Source organism: Pseudomonas sp. AN-1, from assembly GCF_034057115.1.
In the GTDB taxonomy this organism is placed as follows: domain Bacteria; phylum Pseudomonadota; class Gammaproteobacteria; order Pseudomonadales; family Pseudomonadaceae; genus Geopseudomonas.
Genome location: NZ_CP139195.1, coordinates 445,256 through 463,213, shown reverse-complemented (window position 1 = coordinate 463,213; position 17,958 = coordinate 445,256). Strand labels below are relative to the sequence as shown.

Genomic DNA, 17,958 nt, shown 5'->3' with positions numbered 1-17,958 from the left:
CGCAAGCACAATGGACATATCAGTTTCCGTGCCAGATTTTTTATTCAATAAAATCAATGACTTGAGATTATCGAGAGTCATCTAGACAACAACCGAACGCTGTCAACCCGACAACACGCTATCGAAATGACAACGCATCCGCTGCTCAACGCCCTGATCCCGCTGGTCGCCGACCTGTCCCGCGACCTGCCGGAAGCGGAACGCTACCGCCGCCTGCTCGGCGCCCTGCGCGCCCTGCTGCCGGCCGATGCCGCCGCCCTGCTGCGCCTGGACGGCGACACCCTGGTGCCGCTGGCGGTCGACGGCCTGAGCGCCGACACCCTCGGCCGGCGCTTCCGGGTCAGCGAGCATCCGCGCTTCGAGAGCCTGCTGGCCCATCGCGGGCTGACCCGCTTCGCCGCCGACTGCGCCCTGCCCGACCCCTACGACGGCCTGGTCGAGGGCCTTTCCGGCCACCTGGAAGTGCACGACTGCCTGGGCTGTCCGCTGTACGTCGACGAGCAGCCCTGGGGGCTGCTGACCCTCGACGCCCTCGACCCGTCGCGCTTCGAGCACATCGACCTGGACAACCTGGAAGCCTTCGCCAGCCTGGCCGCCGCCACCGTGCGCGCCGCCGAGCGCATCGACGCCCTGACCCGCCGCGCCGAGCACGACGAGCAACTGGTCGAGGTGTACCGCGAGGCCGCCGGCCAGCAGGCGCGCCGCGAGCTGATCGGCCAGAGCCGCGAGCACCAGCGCCTGCTGGAGGAGATCGCCCTGGTCGCCGGCAGCGACCTGAGCGTGCTGATCAGCGGCGAGACCGGGGTGGGCAAGGAGCTGGTCGCCCAGGCCATCCACGGCGCCTCACCGCGGGCGCGCAAGCCCTTGATCAGCCTCAACTGCGCCGCGCTGCCGGATACCCTGGTGGAGAGCGAGCTGTTCGGCCACGTGCGCGGCGCCTTCTCCGGCGCGGTCAGCGAGCGCCACGGCAAGTTCGAGCTGGCCGACGGCGGCACGCTGTTCCTCGACGAGGTCGGCGAGCTGCCGCTGGCGGTGCAGGCCAAGCTGCTGCGCGTGCTGCAGAGCGGCCAGCTGCAGCGGGTCGGCTCGGACCGCGAGCACCGCGTCGACGTGCGGGTGATCGCCGCCACCAACCGCGACCTGGCCGAGGAGGTGCGCGCAGGGCGCTTCCGTGCCGACCTCTACCACCGCCTGAGCGTCTACCCGCTGCCGGTGCCGCCGCTGCGCGAGCGCGGCCGCGACGTGCTGCTGCTGGCCGGCTACTTCCTCGAGGAGAACCGCGCCCGCCTCGGCCTGCGCAGCCTGCGCCTGACCGGCGAGGCGCAGGCCGCCCTGCTCGCCTACGACTGGCCGGGCAACGTGCGCGAGCTGGAGCACCTGATCGGCCGCGCCGCGCTCAAGGCCATGGCCGCCGGCGAGCGCAGCGAGCGCCGGCGCATCCTCAGCATCGGCGCCGAGCTGCTCGGCCTGCCGGGCGCGACACCGGCCAGCCCGGCCAGCACCGCTGCCGAGGCCGAACCGGCAGTGGTTGGCGGCAACCTGCGCGAGACCACCGAGCAGTTCCAGCGCCAGCAGATCGCCGCCGCGCTGGAGCGCCACGCCCACAACTGGGCCGCCGCCGCCCGCGAGCTGGGCCTGGACCGCGCCAACCTGCACCGGCTGGCCAAGCGGCTGGGGCTGCGCTGAGGCGGGCCGCCCCATTCGCTGACCCGAGATGCGGCTCCGCCAGCGGGCATGGTCGGCCCGGCTCCCGCCCCCGCGGCAGGGCAAACCGACTACCATGGATTGCCAGGACCAACCGTCGGGGAGCCCGATCATGACCGACTCAGCCAACCTCAACACTGCCGCCGGCCAGGCCGAGCTGCTGCAGACCCTGCTCAGCGCCGAGCGCGCCGGCGCCAGGGTGGCCGGCGAAACCCTGCGCCAGGCCACCGATCCCGACCAGCGCGAACTGCTGCAGCAGATCCTCGCGGGCGAGGGCGAGAGCTGCCAGCACCTGCTGACCTGCCTCAAGCACCTGGGCCTCCCCCCCAACCACGAGACCGGCGCCTTCTACGACAAGGCCATGGCCATCGAATCGCTGGAGGAGCGCCTGGCCTTCGTCGACCGGGGCCAGCAGTGGGTGATCCGCAAGCTGCGCGAGTTCCTGCCCGGCTGCGAGGACGCGCTGATCCGCAGCGAACTGGAGCGGATGCTGCAGATCCACGAGGAGAACAGCGCGGCCGCGCAGCAGCAGTAGCGCACTACAAATAGCGCGCCACAAACGAAAAGGGCTGCCTCGCGGCAGCCCCTTTCGGTACAGCGGATCGACCTACTCGGCCAGGCGCCAGGTGGTGCCGCCCTTGCCGTCCTCCAGCACCACGCCCATGGCGGTGAGCTGGTCGCGGATGCGGTCGGACTCGGCCCAGTTCTTCTCGGCGCGTGCCTGCAGGCGCGCGGCGATCAGCGCCTCGACCTCGGCGGCGTCGACCTTGCCCTCGGCACCGGCCTGCAGGAAGGCCTCGGGGTCGAGCTGCAGCACGCCGAGCACGCCGGCCAGCTCCTTGAGCCGCGCGGCCAGCGCGGCGGCGGCGGCAAGATCCGACTCGCGCAGGCGGTTGACCTCGCGGATCATCTCGAACAGCACCGCGCAGGCTTCCGGCGAGTTGAAGTCGTCGTCCATCGCCGCGCCGAAGCGCTCGACGAACTCCTCGCCACCGGCAGGCGTCGCCTCGGGCAGACCCTTGAGGCCGTTGTAGAAGCGCTCCAGCGCGCCCTTGGCCTCGCGCAGGCTGTCCTCGGAGTAGTTGATCGGGCTGCGGTAGTGGCTGGACACCAGCAGGTAGCGCACCACTTCGGGGTGGTACTTCTCCAGCACCTCGCGGATGGTGAAGAAGTTGCCGAGGCTCTTGGACATCTTCTCGCCGTCGACGCGCACCGCGCCGGCATGCATCCAGGCGTTGGCGTACAGCTTGCCGGTGGCCGCCTCGCTCTGCGCGATCTCGTTCTCGTGGTGCGGGAACACCAGGTCCGGGCCACCGCCGTGGATGTCGAAGGTCTCGCCCAGGCAGCAGGTGGACATCACCGAGCACTCGATGTGCCAGCCCGGACGTCCGGCGCCCCAGGGCGATTCCCAGCTCGGCTCGCCCGGCTTGGCGCCCTTCCACAGCACGAAGTCGAGCGGATCTTCCTTGGCCTCGTCGACCTCGATGCGCGCGCCGATCTTCAGGTCCTCGATCTTGCGCCGCGACAGCTTGCCGTAGCCCTCGAACTTGCCGACCCGGTAGTAGACGTCGCCGTTGCCCGGGGCGTAGGCGAAGCCCTTGTCGATCAGGGTCTGGATCATCGCGTGCATGCCGGCGATGTGGTCGGTGGCGCGCGGCTCGATGTCCGGACGCAGCACGTTGAGGCGCGCCTCGTCCTCGTGCATCGCTTTGATCATCCGCGCGACCAGGTCCTGGAACGACTCGCCGTTCTCGTTGGCGCGCTTGATGATCTTGTCGTCGATGTCGGTAATGTTGCGCACGTAGGTCAGCTCATAGCCGCGATGGCGCAGCCAGCGGGCGACCACGTCGAACGCCACCATCACCCGCGCATGGCCGATGTGGCAGAAGTCGTAGACGGTCATGCCGCACACGTACATGCGGACCTTGTTGCCTTCCAGCGGCTTGAACTCGTCCTTGCTCTTGGACAGGGTGCTGTAGATGGAAAGCGTCATTCACTGCCCCCAGGAGTCGCGCAGGGTGACGGTACGGTTGAACACCGGGGCGCCCGGCTTGGAGTCCTTGAGGTCGGCGCAGAAGTAGCCCTCGCGCTCGAACTGGAAGCGCTCTTCCGGCGCGGCATTGGCCAGCGATGGCTCGGCGCGGCAGCCCTTGAGCACCACCAGCGACTCCGGGTTGATGTTGTCGAGGAAGCTGCCGCCCTCCTCGTCGGTCTTCTCCGGGTTGGCGGCCTTGAACAGGCGGTCGTACAGGCGCACCTCGCACTCGACGCTCTCGGCGGCCGGCACCCAGTGGATCACGCCCTTGACCTTGCGGCCTTCCGGGTTCTTGCCCAGGGTGTTCTCGTCGTAGGAGCAGCGCAGCTCGACGATATTGCCCTGCTCGTCCTTCACGGCCTCGTCGGCGCGAATCACGTAGCTGCCGCGCAGGCGCACTTCGCCGCCAGGGATCAGGCGCTTGTAGCCGGCTGGCGGGACTTCCTCGAAGTCGCTGGCGTCGATGTAGATCTCGCGGGAGAACGGCAGCACGCGCACGCCCATGTCCTGCTTGGGATGGCGCGGCAGCTCGAGGTTCTCGACCTGGCCTTCCGGATAGTTGGTGATCACCACCTTGAGCGGCTTGAGCACGCACATGGCGCGCGCGGCGTTGGCGTCGAGATCCTCGCGGATGGCGAATTCCAGCATGCCGATGTCGACCAGGCCGCCGGCGCGGTTGACGCCGATCATGTCGCAGAAGGCGCGGATCGACGCCGGGGTGTAGCCGCGGCGACGGTAGCCGGACAGGGTCGACATGCGCGGGTCGTCCCAGCCGGTCACGTGATTCTCATCGACCAGCTGCTTGAGCTTGCGCTTGCTGGTGATGGTGTAGTTCAGGTTGAGGCGGGCGAACTCGTACTGGCGCGGCTGGGCCGGCACCGGCAGGTTGGCGAGGAACCACTCGTACAGCGGGCGGTGATCCTCGAACTCCAGAGTGCAGATCGAGTGGGTGATGCCTTCCAGGGCGTCCGACTGGCCGTGGGTGAAGTCGTAGCTCGGGTAGATGCACCACTTGTCGCCGGTCTGGTGGTGATGGGCGTGGCGGATGCGGTAGAGGATCGGGTCGCGCAGGTTCATGTTCGGCGAGGCCATGTCGATCTTGGCGCGCAGCGCACGGGCGCCGTCGGGGAACTCGCCGGCCTTCATGCGCGCGAACAGGTCGAGGTTCTCCTCGACGCTGCGCTCGCGGAACGGGCTGTTCTTGCCCGGCTCGGTCAGGTTGCCGCGGTAGGCGCGCGCCTCCTCCGGCGACAGGTCGCAGACGTAGGCCTTGCCATTCTGAATCAGGTGCACCGCCCAGGCGTACAGCTGGTCGAAGTAGTTGGAGGCGTAGCGCTCCTCGCCGGCCCACTTGAAGCCCAGCCACTCGACGTCGGCCTTGATGGCGTCGATGTACTCCTGGTCTTCCTTGGCCGGGTTGGTGTCGTCGAAGCGCAGGTTGCACTCGCCGCCGAACTCCTCGGCCAGGCCGAAGTTCAGGCAGATCGACTTGGCGTGGCCGATGTGCAGGTAGCCGTTGGGCTCCGGCGGGAAGCGGGTGATGATCTTGGCGTGCTTGCCGGCTTCCAGGTCGGCCTGGACGATCGGGCGCAGGAAGTTGGCGGCTTTTTCGACGGTGGGCTTGCTCATGGTGTCCTTGAACATGTCGGTGCCGGCCAGGGTAGGCCAGCCAATGCAAAGCGCTTATCATAGCGAACCCGTCAGGCACCCGACAGACCACCTGCCGCCGCAGGTGCCGGATGCCCTCACCCATTCAGCGGAATTCCCCCATGATCAAGCTGCACACCAACCACGGCGTCATCACCCTCAAGCTGTTTGCCGACAAGGCCCCGGAAACCGCGGCCAACTTCGAGCAGTACGTGAAGGACGGCCACTACAACGGCACCATCTTCCACCGCGTGATCGGCAACTTCATGATCCAGGGCGGCGGTTTCGAGCCGGGCATGAAGCAGAAGAGCACCCGCGCACCGATCAAGAACGAGGCCAACAACGGCCTGTCCAACAAGGTCGGCACCATCGCCATGGCCCGCACCATGGACCCGCACTCGGCCAGCGCGCAGTTCTTCATCAACGTCGCCGACAATAGCTTCCTCGACCACACCGCGCCGACCACCCAGGGCTGGGGTTACGCCGTGTTCGGCGAAGTGGTGGAAGGCATGGACGTGGTCAACAAGATCAAGGCCGTGGCTACCGGCAATCGCTCTGGCCACGGCGACGTGCCGGTGGACGACGTGATCATCGAGAAGGCCGAAGTCGTCGCCGAGTGATTCGATGAGCGTCCTGTTCATCGCGGACCTGCATCTTGAAGCGCAGCGCCCGGACATCGTCCGGGCGTTTCTGCATTTCCTGGAGACCCGCGCCGCCGGCGCCGAGGCGCTGTACATCCTCGGCGACTTCTTCGAGGTGTGGATCGGCGACGACGGCATGGACGAGTTCCAGCGCTCCATCGCCAGCGCCCTGCGCCGCCTGAGCGACAAGGGCACGCGCATCTACCTGATGCACGGCAACCGCGACTTCCTGCTCGGCAAGGGCTTCTGCCGCGAAGCCGGCTGCACCCTGCTCAGGGAAGGCAGCGTGGTGGAACTGTACGGCGAGCCGGTGCTGCTGCTACACGGCGACAGCCTGTGCACCCGCGACGAGAGCTACCAGCGCCTACGCAAGCGCCTGCGCAACCCGCTCTCGCTGTGGCTGCTGCGCAACCTGCCGCTGGCCACCCGCCACAAGCTGGCGCGCAAGCTGCGCGACGCCAGCCGCATGCGCACCCGCGAGAAGGCCGCCGACATCATCGACGTCACCCCCGAGGTGGTGCCGCAGGTGATGGCCGAGCGCCGCGTGCGCACCCTGATCCACGGCCATACCCACCGCCCCGCCGTGCACCGACTGCTGGTCGACGGCCACAACGCCCAACGCATCGTCCTCGGCGACTGGGACCGCCAGGGCTGGGCGCTGGAAGTGGACGCGCAGGGCTATCGCCTGGCGCCCTTTCCGCTGGACTGAGCCCGCCCGCGACCGGCAACGCGCCACCCTGGCTGCGTTGCGCTCGCAAACCGCTGCCGGCGGCCGTTGCAGAGCCATCGGCTTCGCGCAAGACACAACTCGCCTACTATCAATTCACAAACTGCGCAAGTGAATCGACCCATCCATTCGTCGCCATTTCACGAATACTGCGAACCATTTCACGATCCATTCACTCTCACTCCTCACTGTCGCAACAGACAGCACGGTGATGGCGCCCCTACTCGCGCCCGCCGCCATGGCTCCCCTATCTCCCCGAAGAGGAGCCGCCCCACCGACGGGACACGACGCCCCGTCAGCACAACTGGGCAAGGCGATACTTCAGCAGCCGCAACCTGCGGCGAGCGCCCTGCCGCTGCAACACCAGGAACAAGGACCTCCATCCAATCAATCGCAAGTGCCGCCGGCACCGAAAAAAGAAACAGAGAGGCAACCATGGAACTGAGCAACTTCCTCCAGGCATTCCTGCAACAGGAAACCGCCGTCGAACTCGCGCGCATGGGCATCGTCTACGTCCACCTGATCGCCTGCTGCGTGGCGGTCGGCCTGATCCTCACCAGCGACGTGGCGCTGATCCGCAACCTGCTGCGCGGTGGCGCCGCCGAGCCCGAACAGGCGCAGCATCTCGAACACCTGAAGAAGAGTGTCTCGCTCGCCCTGATCGTGCTGTGGGTCAGCGGCATCGGCATCGTCGGCCTCGACTATGCCGGCAAGGGCATGGAGTACTTCCTCAATCCCAAGCTGCAGGCCAAGGTGACCATCGTCACCCTGCTGACCCTCAACGGCTTCATCCTGCACGGCACCGTCCTGCCCGCCCTGCAGAAGAGCGGCTCGCTGCTGCAGCTGCCCCGCGGCCTGCGCAGCCTGGCGCTGCTGGCCGGCTCGGTTTCGGCGGTATCCTGGTTCTACGCCGCCATGCTCGGCATCGGCCGCCCGCTGGCCTGGAAGTACTCGCTGCTCGAGCTGATGGCGGCCTATCCGCTGCTCATCGCCGCCGGCTTCCTCGGCATGCAGCTGCTGTGCAGCTGGGCCGAACGGCGCAACGCCGGTGAGGATGAGTGGCCGGCCGGCGTGATCGTCACCGCCCACTGAATAGCGGCGATAACCTGAAATGAGAAAAGGGGGGGCAGCGATGCCCCCCTCTTCGTTTCAGGCCGCCGCGCCGCTGTGGAAACGGAACTCGGCGTCCGGGGTGAGGATCGCCTGGCGCTCGATCTCGGCGAAGAAGGCCACCCGCTCGTCGATCGGCTCGCCGGCGTACTGGCGGGCCATGTTCAGGTAGTCCTGGTAGTGGCGCGCCTCGGACTTGAGCAGCGAGACGTAGAACTTGCCCAGCTCCTCGTCGAGGAACGGCGCCAGCCGGTAGAAGCGCTCGCAGGAGCGCGCCTCGATGTAGGCGCCGACGATCAGGGTGTCGACCAGCTTGCCCGGCTCGTGCTTGCGGATGTGCGCGTGCAGGCGCTGGGCGTACTGCGAGGCGCTGACCGGACGGTAGGCGACGCCGCGCTTCTTCATCAGCGCGGCGACCTGCTCGAAATGCCGCAGTTCCTCGCGCGCCAGGCGCGACAGCTTGTACTGCAGGTCCTCCTTTTCTACATAGCGATACAGCAGGGTCAGCGCCGTGCTCGCCGCCTTCTTCTCGCAGTTGGCGTGGTCGATCAGCAGGATCTCGGGATGTTGCAGCGCCTGGTCGATCCAGGCCTGGGGCGTCGGGCAGAGCAGGAAGCTCTCGATCTCGGGGAGCAGGGACATGGCAATCCGGCTAGTCTTGGGAAGCCGCGCATTATACGGCTCCCGCCCGCCACCGGCATGCCCGGCGGTTGACGTGCATCAAGCGGCATTCCTCCTGCCTGCGTCTAGAGTTGAACCTGAAGCCAATGAGGGAGACGACCATGCAAGCCATCCGCAGCATCCTGGTAGTGCTGGAACCCGACCAGGAGGAAAGCCTCGCGCTCAAGCGCGCGCGGCTGATCGCCGGCTGCACCGGTTCCGAGCTGCACCTGCTGGTCTGCGACGGCCAGCACGACCGCGGCGAGTTCCTCGGCGAACTGACCGAAGGGCTGGAGACGGAAGGCTTCAAGGTCAGCACCCGCCAGGAATGGCAGGACGCCAGCCACGAGATCATCATCGCCGCCCAGCAGGCCGAAGGCTGCGGCCTGGTGGTCAAGCAGCACTACCCGGACAACCCGCTGAAGAAGGCCCTGCTCACCCCGGACGACTGGAAGCTGCTGCGCTACTGCCCCTGCCCGGTGCTGCTGGTCAAGACCGACCGCCCGTGGGGCGGCGGCAAGGTGCTGGCCGCGGTGGACGTCGGCAACGACGATCCCGAGCACCAGACCCTGCACGCGGCCATCGTCTGCCATGCCCACGAGGTCGCCCACCTGGCCAGGGGCGAACTGCACGTGCTCAGCGCCCACCCGGCGCCGATGCTCAGCGCCGCCGACCCGACCTTCCAGTTGCGCGAGACCATAGCCGCGCGCTACCGCGATGCCTGCCAGCGCTTCCAGGACGAATACGGCCTGAGCAACCACCAGCTGCACATCGCCGAAGGCCCGGCCGACCTGCTGATCCCGCAGCTGGCCCTGCAGCTCGACGCAGTGGTCACCGTGCTCGGCACCGTGGCGCGCACCGGCCTATCCGGCGCGCTGATCGGCAACACCGCCGAGGTGGTGCTGGACGTGCTGGAAAGCGACGTGCTGGTGCTCAAGCCGGACGACATCTGCGACCACCTGGAGAAGCTGCTCGAAGAACAACCCTGATCCCCCTGTGGGAGCAGATTCATCTGCGACCCTGTCGCGAATGAATTCGCTCCTACAACGGTGGCGCGATCAGACGCGGATATCCTCGCCGTCGACCAGGAAGCGCGGCGCGATGTAGCGCTGGTAGTGGGCCTCGGAGAGCAGGAAGAACTCGCGGTCGATGGCATCGCGCAGCTCGGGCAGGCCGCTGCCGCGGAACTCGGGCAGCAGCGTGATGCCGTAGGCCTCGATCTGCTGGATCTGCCGCGCGCCACGGGCGATCAGCTGGTAGGCCCAGCAGTAGGGCGACTGCTGGACCACGAAGCGGATCTGCCGCTGCTCCAGCTGGCGGCGCAGCAGGGCCGCATCGATCACCTCGAGCTTGGCCTGCACCACCTGCACCAGCAGGCCTTCCAGGCGCCGCCACACGGCGCGCTTCTCCTCCTCGCCGTACAGGTTCCAGTTCACCACCTCGTGGTGGAAACGCTTGCAGCCACGGCACACCAGGTCGCCGTAGACCGTGGAGCAGAGGCCGACGCAGGGGGTCTTGATGCGCTGTTGGGACATGGCGGAAGCGGACTGGCGAAGGAAACTGGGCGGCATGTTAGCCCTTTGTCTAAGCCGGGTCATCCGCCAGCGACCGGGAGTCTTGCTTAACTTATCGCGGTCTTTCCAGTAGAATCCGCCTGCCTTGTTACAGGCACCAATGTCCGCAGGAAGCTGTTTTCAAAGCGTCACGAGCACAGTAAACCCGGCTGGAAGCGGTTGGTGGACAGCATCGCGACAGATCGTTGTTCACCACCTCATCCTCGTCACAGTCGCCGGCGTAAAACTTTGAAAACAGCTTCTGGACGAGAGTCCCGGACTCCCGCATGGGACCACTGATGAGGGTAATACTGTGCTTGAAGCCTACCGCAAACACGTAGAAGAGCGTGCCGCCCTGGGCGTCGTGCCCCAGCCGCTGAACGCCGAGCAGACCGCTGCTCTGGTCGAGCTGCTGAAGAATCCGCCGGCTGGCGAAGAAGAATTCCTGGTTGACCTGATCACCAACCGCGTTCCCGCTGGCGTGGACGAAGCCGCCTACGTCAAGGCCGGCTTCCTGACCGCCCTGGCCAAGGGCGAAGCCACCTCCCCGCTGCTCTCCAAGACCCGCGCCGTCGAGCTGCTGGGCACCATGCAGGGCGGCTACAACATCGCCACCCTGGTCGAGCTGCTGGACAACGCCGAGCTGGCCAACGCCGCCGCCGAACAGCTCAAGCACACCCTGCTGATGTTCGATGCCTTCCACGACGTCGCCGAGCGCGCCAAGAAGGGCAACGAAGCCGCCAAGGCAGTGCTGGCCTCCTGGGCCGAAGGCGAGTGGTTCACCAGCCGCCCGGCCGTCGCCGAGAAGATCACCCTGACCGTGTTCAAGGTGACCGGCGAAACCAACACCGACGACCTGTCCCCGGCTCCGGATGCCTGGTCGCGCCCGGACATCCCGCTGCACGCCCTGGCCATGCTGAAGATGGCCCGCGACGGCATCAACCCGGACGTTCCGGGTTCGGTCGGCCCGATCAAGCAGATGGAAGAGCTGAAGGCCAAGGGCTACCCGGTCGCCTACGTCGGCGACGTGGTCGGCACCGGCTCCTCGCGCAAGTCCGCCACCAACTCCGTGCTGTGGTTCTTCGGTGACGACATCCCGAACGTGCCGAACAAGCGCGCCGGCGGCTTCTGCTTCGGCACCAAGATCGCCCCGATCTTCTACAACACCATGGAAGACGCCGGCGCCCTGCCGATCGAATTCGACTGCACCAACCTGGCCATGGGCGACGTCATCGACGTGTACCCGTACGCCGGCAAGGTCTGCAAGCATGGCACCGAAGAAGTCATCACCACCTTCGAACTGAAGACCGAAGTGCTGCTGGACGAAGTCCGCGCCGGCGGCCGCATCCCGCTGATCATCGGCCGTGGCCTGACCGAGAAGGCCCGTGCCGAGCTGAGCCTGGCGCCGTCCACCCTGTTCAAGAAGCCGGTCGCTCCGGCCGACAGCGGCAAGGGCTTCACCCTCGCCCAGAAGATGGTCGGCCGCGCCTGCGGTCTGCCGGAAGGCCAGGGCGTGCGTCCGGGCACCTACTGCGAGCCGAAGATGACCACCGTCGGCTCCCAGGACACCACCGGCCCGATGACTCGCGACGAGCTGAAGGACCTAGCCTGCCTGGGCTTCTCCGCCGACCTGGTGATGCAGTCCTTCTGCCACACCGCCGCCTATCCGAAGCCGATCGACGTCAACACCCACCACACCCTGCCGGACTTCATCATGAACCGCAGCGGCGTGTCCCTGCGTCCGGGCGACGGCATCATCCACAGCTGGCTGAACCGCATGCTGCTGCCGGACACCGTCGGTACCGGTGGTGACTCGCACACCCGCTTCCCGATCGGCATCTCCTTCCCGGCCGGTTCCGGCCTGGTGGCCTTCGCCGCCGCCACCGGCGTCATGCCGCTGGACATGCCGGAATCCGTGCTGGTGCGCTTCAAGGGCAAGATGCAGCCGGGTATCACCCTGCGTGACCTGGTGCATGCCATCCCCTACTACGCGATCCAGGCTGGCCTGCTGACCGTCGAGAAGAAGGGCAAGAAGAACATCTTCTCCGGCCGTATCCTCGAGATCGAAGGTCTGGAAGGCCTGACCGTCGAGCAAGCGTTCGAACTGTCCGACGCCTCCGCCGAGCGTTCGGCTGCCGGTTGCACCATCAAGCTGCCGGAAGACGCCATCGCCGAGTACCTGAAGTCGAACATCACCATGCTGCGCTGGATGATCGGCGAAGGCTACGGCGACGCCCGTACCCTGGAGCGTCGTGCCCAGGCCATGGAAGCCTGGCTGGCCGATCCGCAGCTGCTGTCCGCCGATGCCGACGCCGAATACGCCGCCGTCATCGAGATCGACCTGGCCGAGATCAAGGAGCCGGTTCTCTGCGCTCCGAACGACCCGGACGACGCTCGCCTGCTGTCCACCGTTGCCGGTCAGAAGATCGACGAGGTGTTCATCGGCTCCTGCATGACCAACATCGGTCACTTCCGCGCTGCCGGCAAACTGCTGGACAAGGTCAAGGGTGGCATTCCGACCCGTCTGTGGCTGGCTCCGCCGACCAAGATGGACGCCCACCAGCTGACCGAGGAAGGCTACTACGGCATCTACGGCAAGGCTGGCGCGCGCATGGAAATGCCGGGCTGCTCGCTGTGCATGGGTAACCAGGCTCGCGTACAGACCGGCTCCACCGTGGTTTCCACCTCGACCCGTAACTTCCCGAACCGCCTGGGCGACGCTACCAACGTGTTCCTGGCTTCTGCTGAGCTGGCGGCTGTCGCCTCCATCCTCGGCAAGCTGCCGACCGTCGAGGAGTACATGGAATACGCGAAGAACATCGACAGCATGGCTGCCGACGTCTACCGCTACCTGTCCTTCGACCAGATGGCCGAGTACCGCGATGCTGCGGCCAAGGCCAACATCCCGGTGCTGCAGGCCTGAGCCCGGTAAGCGCTAGATCGCTGTAGGAAGAAGCCCCGCCCCGTGCGGGGCTTTTTCTTTTCTACCCGCCATGTGGCACAGCGCTTGCTTCGTCGTGACCATCCGAACGCTCCAACGGCGGAGCCGTTCCCCGACAATGGCGTCGTACCCGACTGTCGCCCAGAGCGATGGCCGGTACGGCGCTTTTTTGTGCAGCGATGGAACACACGCGATGACCGACCACCACGCAACGCCACGCCCCGACGCCCTGGCCTGGGTCGCCGGCTCCGATGCCCCGGAAAAGAACGTCCTCGAACTCGGCTTCATGGCCCTGGCCGACTCGGCGCCGCTGATCGTCGCCGCCACCCAGGGCTTCGCCCAGCCCTACGGCCTGACCCTCAACCTGCGCCGCCAGGCCTCCTGGGCCGGCCTGCGCGACAAGCTGCTCGGCGGCGAACTGGATGCCGCGCAGATGCTCTACGGCCAGGTCTACGGCATCCACCTCGGCCTCGGCAGCCCGATCACGCCCATGGCCATCCTCATGGGCCTGAACCAGAACGGCCAGTCGATCACCCTGAGCCAGGCCCTGCGCGCGGCCGGCGTGACCGACGGCGAGGCGCTGCGCGCACGCACGCACCAGAGCGGTGCGCGCCTGACCCTCGCCCACACCTTCCCCACCGGCACCCACGCCCTGTGGCTGTACTACTGGCTGGCCAGCCAAGGCATCCATCCGCTCGCCGACGTGCACAGCGTGGTGGTGCCGCCGGCGCAGATGGTCGCCCACCTGCGCGCCGGGCGCATCGACGGCTTCTGCGCCGGCGACCCCTGGGGCGCCCACGCGGTGGACGAGAACCTCGGCTTCACCGTCGCCACCAGCCAGTCGATCTGGCCGGATCACCCGGAGAAGGTGCTCGGCGTCACCCGCGCCTTCGTCGAAGAGTGCCCCAACAGCGCCCGCGCCCTGACCATGGCCCTGCTCGAGGCCTGCCGCTTCATCGACGCCAGCGTGGAAAACCGCCGCAGCACCGCCCAGCTGCTCAGCGCTGCCGAGTACGTCAACGCGCCGGTGGCCACCCTCGAGCCGCGCTTTCTCGGCCACTACCAGGACGGCCTCGGCCACGCCTGGCTGGACGCCCACCCGCTGCGCTTCTTCGCCGACGGCGCGGTGAACATGCCCTACCTGTCCGACGGCATGTGGTTCCTCACCCAGCTGCGCCGCTGGGGTTTGCTGCGCGACGATCCGCAGTACCATGAACTGGCCGGCCAGGTGCACCAGCTCGCGCTGTACCGCGAGGCCGCCGATGCGTTGGGCATCGCGATACCCGAGACCCTGCGCCGCTCGACCCTGCTGGACGGCAGGGTCTGGGACGGCAGCGATCCGGCCGGCTACGCGCGCAGCTTCGAACTGCACGCGCTGGCCGAACGCCAGAAGCTGGCCCTCTGATAGCGGGAGACATGTCCATGCTGCGCATCCTCCTGATCAACGACACCGCGAAGAAGGTCGGCCGCCTGAAGAGCGCGCTGAACGAAGCCGGCTTCGAGGTGATCGACGAATCCGGGCTGACCGTCGACCTGCCGGCGCGGGTGGCCGCCGTACGCCCCGACGTGATCCTGATCGACAGCGAATCGCCCGGCCGCGACGTGATGGAGCAGGTCTGCCTGCTCAGCCGCGACCAGCCGCACCCCATCGTCATGTTCACCGACGAGCACGACCCCGGCGTGATGCGTCAGGCGATCCGCTCCGGGGTCAGCGCCTACATCGTCGAGGGCATCCACGCCCAGCGCCTGCAGCCGATCCTCGACGTGGCCATGGCCCGCTTCGAGAGCGACCAGGCCCTGCGCGCCCAGCTCAACGCCCGCGAGCAGCAGCTGGCCGAGCGCAAGCGCATCGAGCTGGCCAAGGGGCTGCTGATGAAGATGCGCCAGTGCAACGAAGAGGAGGCCTACACCCTGATGCGCCGCCAGGCGATGAGCAAGCAGCAGAAGCTGATCCAGGTGGCCGAGCAGATCATCTCGATGCACGAGATGCTCGGTAACTGAGCGCATCCCCCTGGCGATGCCGCCCATGCATCGGCGTGGGCGCAGCCCCGGACTGGTCGCAATACCGACACGCCCTGCAGCAGTGGCGCGATCCTGACAGACGCCTCAGACCAGACCGAGATACTTCAGCGTCGCCCGGTACAGCTTGCCCTCGCCGCAGACCAGCACCAGCGCGTCGCCCGACTTCGCCGAGCCGAGGATGTTGGTCAGGTCGCGGGTCAGCCGGTAGGGGTTGTCCAGCCTCGCCACCTGCACGTCGCCGCCCTCCGGCAGGGCGCGGTCGGCGACCAGCCGGTCCGGATTGCGGGTCACCGTGATCCTGAGCGCCTTGCCGCCGAAACGGGTGTCGAGGAATTCGCTGCCGGCCGAGCGCTGCGCCCCGACCCTGAGGCTGACTGCCTTCATGAACTGCTCCGTGTCTGTGGGGAGACACAAGCGCAGCATTAACCGGGCCAGCTCCGTACCCCCCGCTTCGCGACAGGGCGTCGCACTTCGACCATTGCAGCGCTTGCAGGCAACGAGCGGCCGGCGTATGTTCCTTCGCGCAGGCCAGCGCACTGGCCAACGTCGCTCGGACGGTTCCGGGCGCTTACGTCTCTCGAGGAAATCATGGCCGAACACGGCAAGCGCCGCTTTGCGCGCATCGATCGTCTCCCCCCCTACGTCTTCAACATCACCGCCGAGCTGAAGATGGCCGCCCGCCGCCGTGGCGAGGACATCATCGACTTCAGCATGGGCAACCCCGACGGCGCCACCCCGCCGCACATCGTCGACAAGCTCGTGCAGGTCGCCCAGCGCGAAGACACCCACGGCTACTCCACCTCGCGCGGCATCCCGCGCCTGCGCCGCGCCATCTCGCGCTGGTACCAGGACCGCTACCAGGTCGACATCGACCCGGACAGCGAAGCCATCGTCACCATCGGCTCCAAGGAAGGCCTGGCGCACCTGATGCTGGCCACCCTCGACCACGGCGACACCGTGCTGGTGCCCAACCCCAGCTACCCGATCCACATCTACGGCGCGGTGATCGCCGGCGCCCAGGTGCGTTCGGTGCCGCTGGTGCCCGGCGTCGACTTCTTCGCCGAACTGGAGCGGGCGATCCGCGAGGCGATCCCCAAGCCGAAGATGATGATCATCGGCTTCCCCTCCAACCCCACTGCTCAGTGCGTGGAGCTGGACTTCTTCGAGCGCGTGGTGGCGCTGGCCAAGCAGCACGACATCCTCGTGGTGCACGACCTGGCCTACGCCGACATCGTCTACGACGGCTGGAAGGCGCCGTCGATCATGCAGGTGCCGGGCGCCAAGGACGTCGCCGTGGAGTTCTTCACCCTGTCGAAGAGCTACAACATGGCCGGCTGGCGCATCGGCTTTATGGTTGGCAATCAAGAACTCGTGAGCGCCCTGGCGCGGATCAAGAGCTACCACGACTACGGCACCTTCACCCCGCTGCAGGTAGCCGCCATCGCCGCCCTGGAAGGCGACCAGCAGTGCGTGCACGAGATCGCCGAGAAGTACCGCGAGCGGCGCAACGTGCTGGTCAAGGGCCTGCACGAGATCGGCTGGATGGTCGAGAAGCCCAAGGCGTCGATGTACATCTGGGCGAAAATCCCCGAGCCCTACGCTCACCTCGGCTCGCTGGAGTTCGCCAAGAAGCTGCTGACCGAGGCCAAGGTCTGCGTCTCCCCCGGCATCGGCTTCGGCGACTACGGCGACGACCACGTGCGCTTCGCCCTGATCGAGAACCTCGACCGCACCCGCCAAGCGATCCGCGGCATCAAGGCGATGTTCCGCGCCGAAGGCCTGCTGCCTCCGAAGGCGGCCAAGGGCGATAGCGCCGGTTGAGCCTCCAGCCGCGAGGAAAACCGCCCAGGCGGTTTTCCTCGCTTGTCTCACCCCTTCCCGTGCAACCGCTGCACATCCTCCGCCCGGCACAGCTCTGTGCCGGGGCGCAGGATGGTCGCCGAGCCGGCGGCGATGCCGTAGCGCACCGCATCCGTCAGGCTCCAGCCGCGACTCAGGGCCAGCACCATGGCGCCGACCATGCTGTCGCCGGCACCCACCGCGCTGCACACCGGCACGTCCAGCGGCGCGAAGCGCTCGATGCCCTCCTTGCTGGCCAGCACCGCCCCCTCGCCACCCAGCGACAGCACTATGACCTCCGCCACGCCGCGCCCGATCAGCTCGCGCAGCGCCGCTTCCTGCGCCGCCGCGCCCTCCACCTTGCCGCCCATCAGGGTGGCCAGCTCGCTGAGGCTCGGCTTGAGCAGGTGGATGCCGCCGCGTCCGGCGGCGTAGGCGAGCGCCTCGCCCGAGCAGTCGAGCACCAGCCGCGCCTTGATGCGCCGCGCCAGCGCGGCCACTGCGTCGAAGTAAGCCAGCGCCACGCCGGGCGGGAAGCTGCCGCTGAGGACGATGAACTCTGGCGCGGGATCGAGCGCGGCGATGGCGTCCAGGCAGGCCTGCTGTTCGGCCGCCGACAGTTCCGGGCCCGGCAGCACGAAGCGGAACTGCCGGCCGGTGGCGGTCTCGTCGACGGTGAAGCTCTCGCGGGTATCGCCGGCGATCGGCACGCGCAGCTGCGGCAGCGCCAGAGCGGCGAGGATGCGCTCGAGCATGTCGCCGAACGGCCCGCCGGCCGGATAGACCGCCACGACGTCGCCGCCGAGCTCGGCGACCACCCGCGCCACGTTGATGCCGCCGCCGCCCGGATCGTAGCGCGGCAGGCTGCAACGCAGCTTGCGGGTCGGCTCGACCTGGGTGGTGCTGGTGGACAGGTCCATCGCCGGGTTGAGGGTCAGGGTGGCAATGCGCGGCATCGTGGGGCTCCAGACTGGCCCGCCGGACAGCGGGATACCGGGTTCGTGTTGCCCCTATTGTGCCCCAAGGCTGCGCCACGGGCGGCGCAAAAGGCCACACGGGGCGCCCTGCGATGAAGCAGG

Annotated in this window: 16 protein-coding genes; 10 read left to right on the top strand and 6 right to left on the bottom strand. The window is 67.6% G+C overall.

What is annotated here, in order from left to right; translation table 11 throughout:
• Positions 1–126 precede the first annotated feature (126 nt).
• Positions 127–1,686, top strand: coding sequence for a nitric oxide reductase transcriptional regulator NorR (gene norR, locus SK095_RS02160; protein ID WP_320547681.1), 1,560 nt, complete (start codon positions 127–129; stop codon positions 1,684–1,686).
• A gap of 130 nt (positions 1,687–1,816) precedes the next feature.
• Positions 1,817–2,239: a DUF6306 domain-containing protein gene (locus SK095_RS02155; RefSeq protein ID WP_136490169.1), complete on the top strand. Its 423-nt coding sequence runs from the start codon at positions 1,817–1,819 to the stop codon at positions 2,237–2,239.
• A 72-nt stretch (positions 2,240–2,311) separates the two neighbouring features.
• On the opposite strand, the gene cysS is transcribed toward SK095_RS02155, so the two are convergent.
• Positions 2,312–3,697: a cysteine--tRNA ligase gene (cysS, locus tag SK095_RS02150; RefSeq protein WP_320547680.1), complete on the bottom strand. Its 1,386-nt coding sequence runs from the start codon at positions 3,695–3,697 to the stop codon at positions 2,312–2,314.
• A complete protein-coding gene (locus SK095_RS02145) occupies positions 3,698–5,368 on the bottom strand; it encodes a glutamine--tRNA ligase/YqeY domain fusion protein (protein ID WP_320547679.1) in 1,671 nt (556 codons plus the stop codon).
• 140 nt (positions 5,369–5,508) lie between these two features.
• On the opposite strand from SK095_RS02145, the gene SK095_RS02140 reads away from it, so the two are divergent.
• From SK095_RS02140 to SK095_RS02130, 3 genes are all read left to right on the top strand, one after another.
• Positions 5,509–6,006 (top strand): peptidylprolyl isomerase, encoded by a 498-nt coding sequence (locus SK095_RS02140; RefSeq protein ID WP_320547678.1) that lies wholly within the window; start codon positions 5,509–5,511, stop codon positions 6,004–6,006.
• 4 nt (positions 6,007–6,010) lie between these two features.
• Entirely contained in the window at positions 6,011–6,736 is a 726-nt protein-coding gene (gene lpxH / locus SK095_RS02135; protein ID WP_320547677.1) for a UDP-2,3-diacylglucosamine diphosphatase, read from the top strand.
• 453 nt (positions 6,737–7,189) lie between these two features.
• Positions 7,190–7,846 carry a hypothetical protein gene (locus SK095_RS02130; RefSeq protein WP_201486627.1) on the top strand — a complete coding sequence of 219 codons (657 nt, stop codon included), beginning with the start codon at positions 7,190–7,192 and terminating at the stop codon, positions 7,844–7,846.
• A gap of 57 nt (positions 7,847–7,903) precedes the next feature.
• On the opposite strand, the gene SK095_RS02125 is transcribed toward SK095_RS02130, so the two are convergent.
• Positions 7,904–8,506 carry a tRNA-(ms[2]io[6]A)-hydroxylase gene (locus SK095_RS02125; RefSeq protein ID WP_201486628.1) on the bottom strand — a complete coding sequence of 201 codons (603 nt, stop codon included), beginning with the start codon at positions 8,504–8,506 and terminating at the stop codon, positions 7,904–7,906.
• A gap of 140 nt (positions 8,507–8,646) precedes the next feature.
• Between SK095_RS02125 and SK095_RS02120 the strand changes: the two genes are divergently transcribed.
• Complete coding sequence (locus tag SK095_RS02120; protein ID WP_201486629.1) at positions 8,647–9,513, top strand: universal stress protein; 867 nt, start codon at positions 8,647–8,649, stop codon at positions 9,511–9,513.
• A 69-nt stretch (positions 9,514–9,582) separates the two neighbouring features.
• On the opposite strand, the gene SK095_RS02115 is transcribed toward SK095_RS02120, so the two are convergent.
• Positions 9,583–10,059: a DUF1289 domain-containing protein gene (locus SK095_RS02115; RefSeq protein WP_136490161.1), complete on the bottom strand. Its 477-nt coding sequence runs from the start codon at positions 10,057–10,059 to the stop codon at positions 9,583–9,585.
• 331 nt (positions 10,060–10,390) lie between these two features.
• Between SK095_RS02115 and acnB the strand changes: the two genes are divergently transcribed.
• The 3 genes from acnB to SK095_RS02100 all read left to right on the top strand — a co-directional run bounded on the left by acnB (position 10,391) and on the right by SK095_RS02100 (position 15,019).
• Positions 10,391–13,000: a bifunctional aconitate hydratase 2/2-methylisocitrate dehydratase gene (acnB, locus tag SK095_RS02110; protein WP_320547676.1), complete on the top strand. Its 2,610-nt coding sequence runs from the start codon at positions 10,391–10,393 to the stop codon at positions 12,998–13,000.
• A 211-nt stretch (positions 13,001–13,211) separates the two neighbouring features.
• A complete protein-coding gene (locus SK095_RS02105; RefSeq protein ID WP_320547675.1) occupies positions 13,212–14,423 on the top strand; it encodes a CmpA/NrtA family ABC transporter substrate-binding protein in 1,212 nt (403 codons plus the stop codon).
• Between the two features lie 17 nt (positions 14,424–14,440).
• Complete coding sequence (locus SK095_RS02100; protein ID WP_320547674.1) at positions 14,441–15,019, top strand: ANTAR domain-containing response regulator; 579 nt, start codon at positions 14,441–14,443, stop codon at positions 15,017–15,019.
• Positions 15,020–15,124: 105 nt separating this feature from the next.
• Here the strand turns inward: SK095_RS02100 and SK095_RS02095 are convergent, their stop codons facing one another.
• Entirely contained in the window at positions 15,125–15,424 is a 300-nt protein-coding gene (locus SK095_RS02095; protein WP_320547673.1) for a hypothetical protein, read from the bottom strand.
• A gap of 204 nt (positions 15,425–15,628) precedes the next feature.
• Here SK095_RS02095 and alaC point away from each other — a divergent pair, with 204 nt between their 5' ends.
• Positions 15,629–16,861: an alanine transaminase gene (gene alaC / locus SK095_RS02090; protein ID WP_320547672.1), complete on the top strand. Its 1,233-nt coding sequence runs from the start codon at positions 15,629–15,631 to the stop codon at positions 16,859–16,861.
• Positions 16,862–16,908: 47 nt separating this feature from the next.
• On the opposite strand, the gene SK095_RS02085 is transcribed toward alaC, so the two are convergent.
• On the bottom strand, positions 16,909–17,835 hold the full coding sequence (locus tag SK095_RS02085; RefSeq protein WP_320547671.1) for a 1-phosphofructokinase family hexose kinase: 927 nt from the start codon (positions 17,833–17,835) through the stop codon (positions 16,909–16,911).
• Positions 17,836–17,958: the final 123 nt, after the last annotated feature.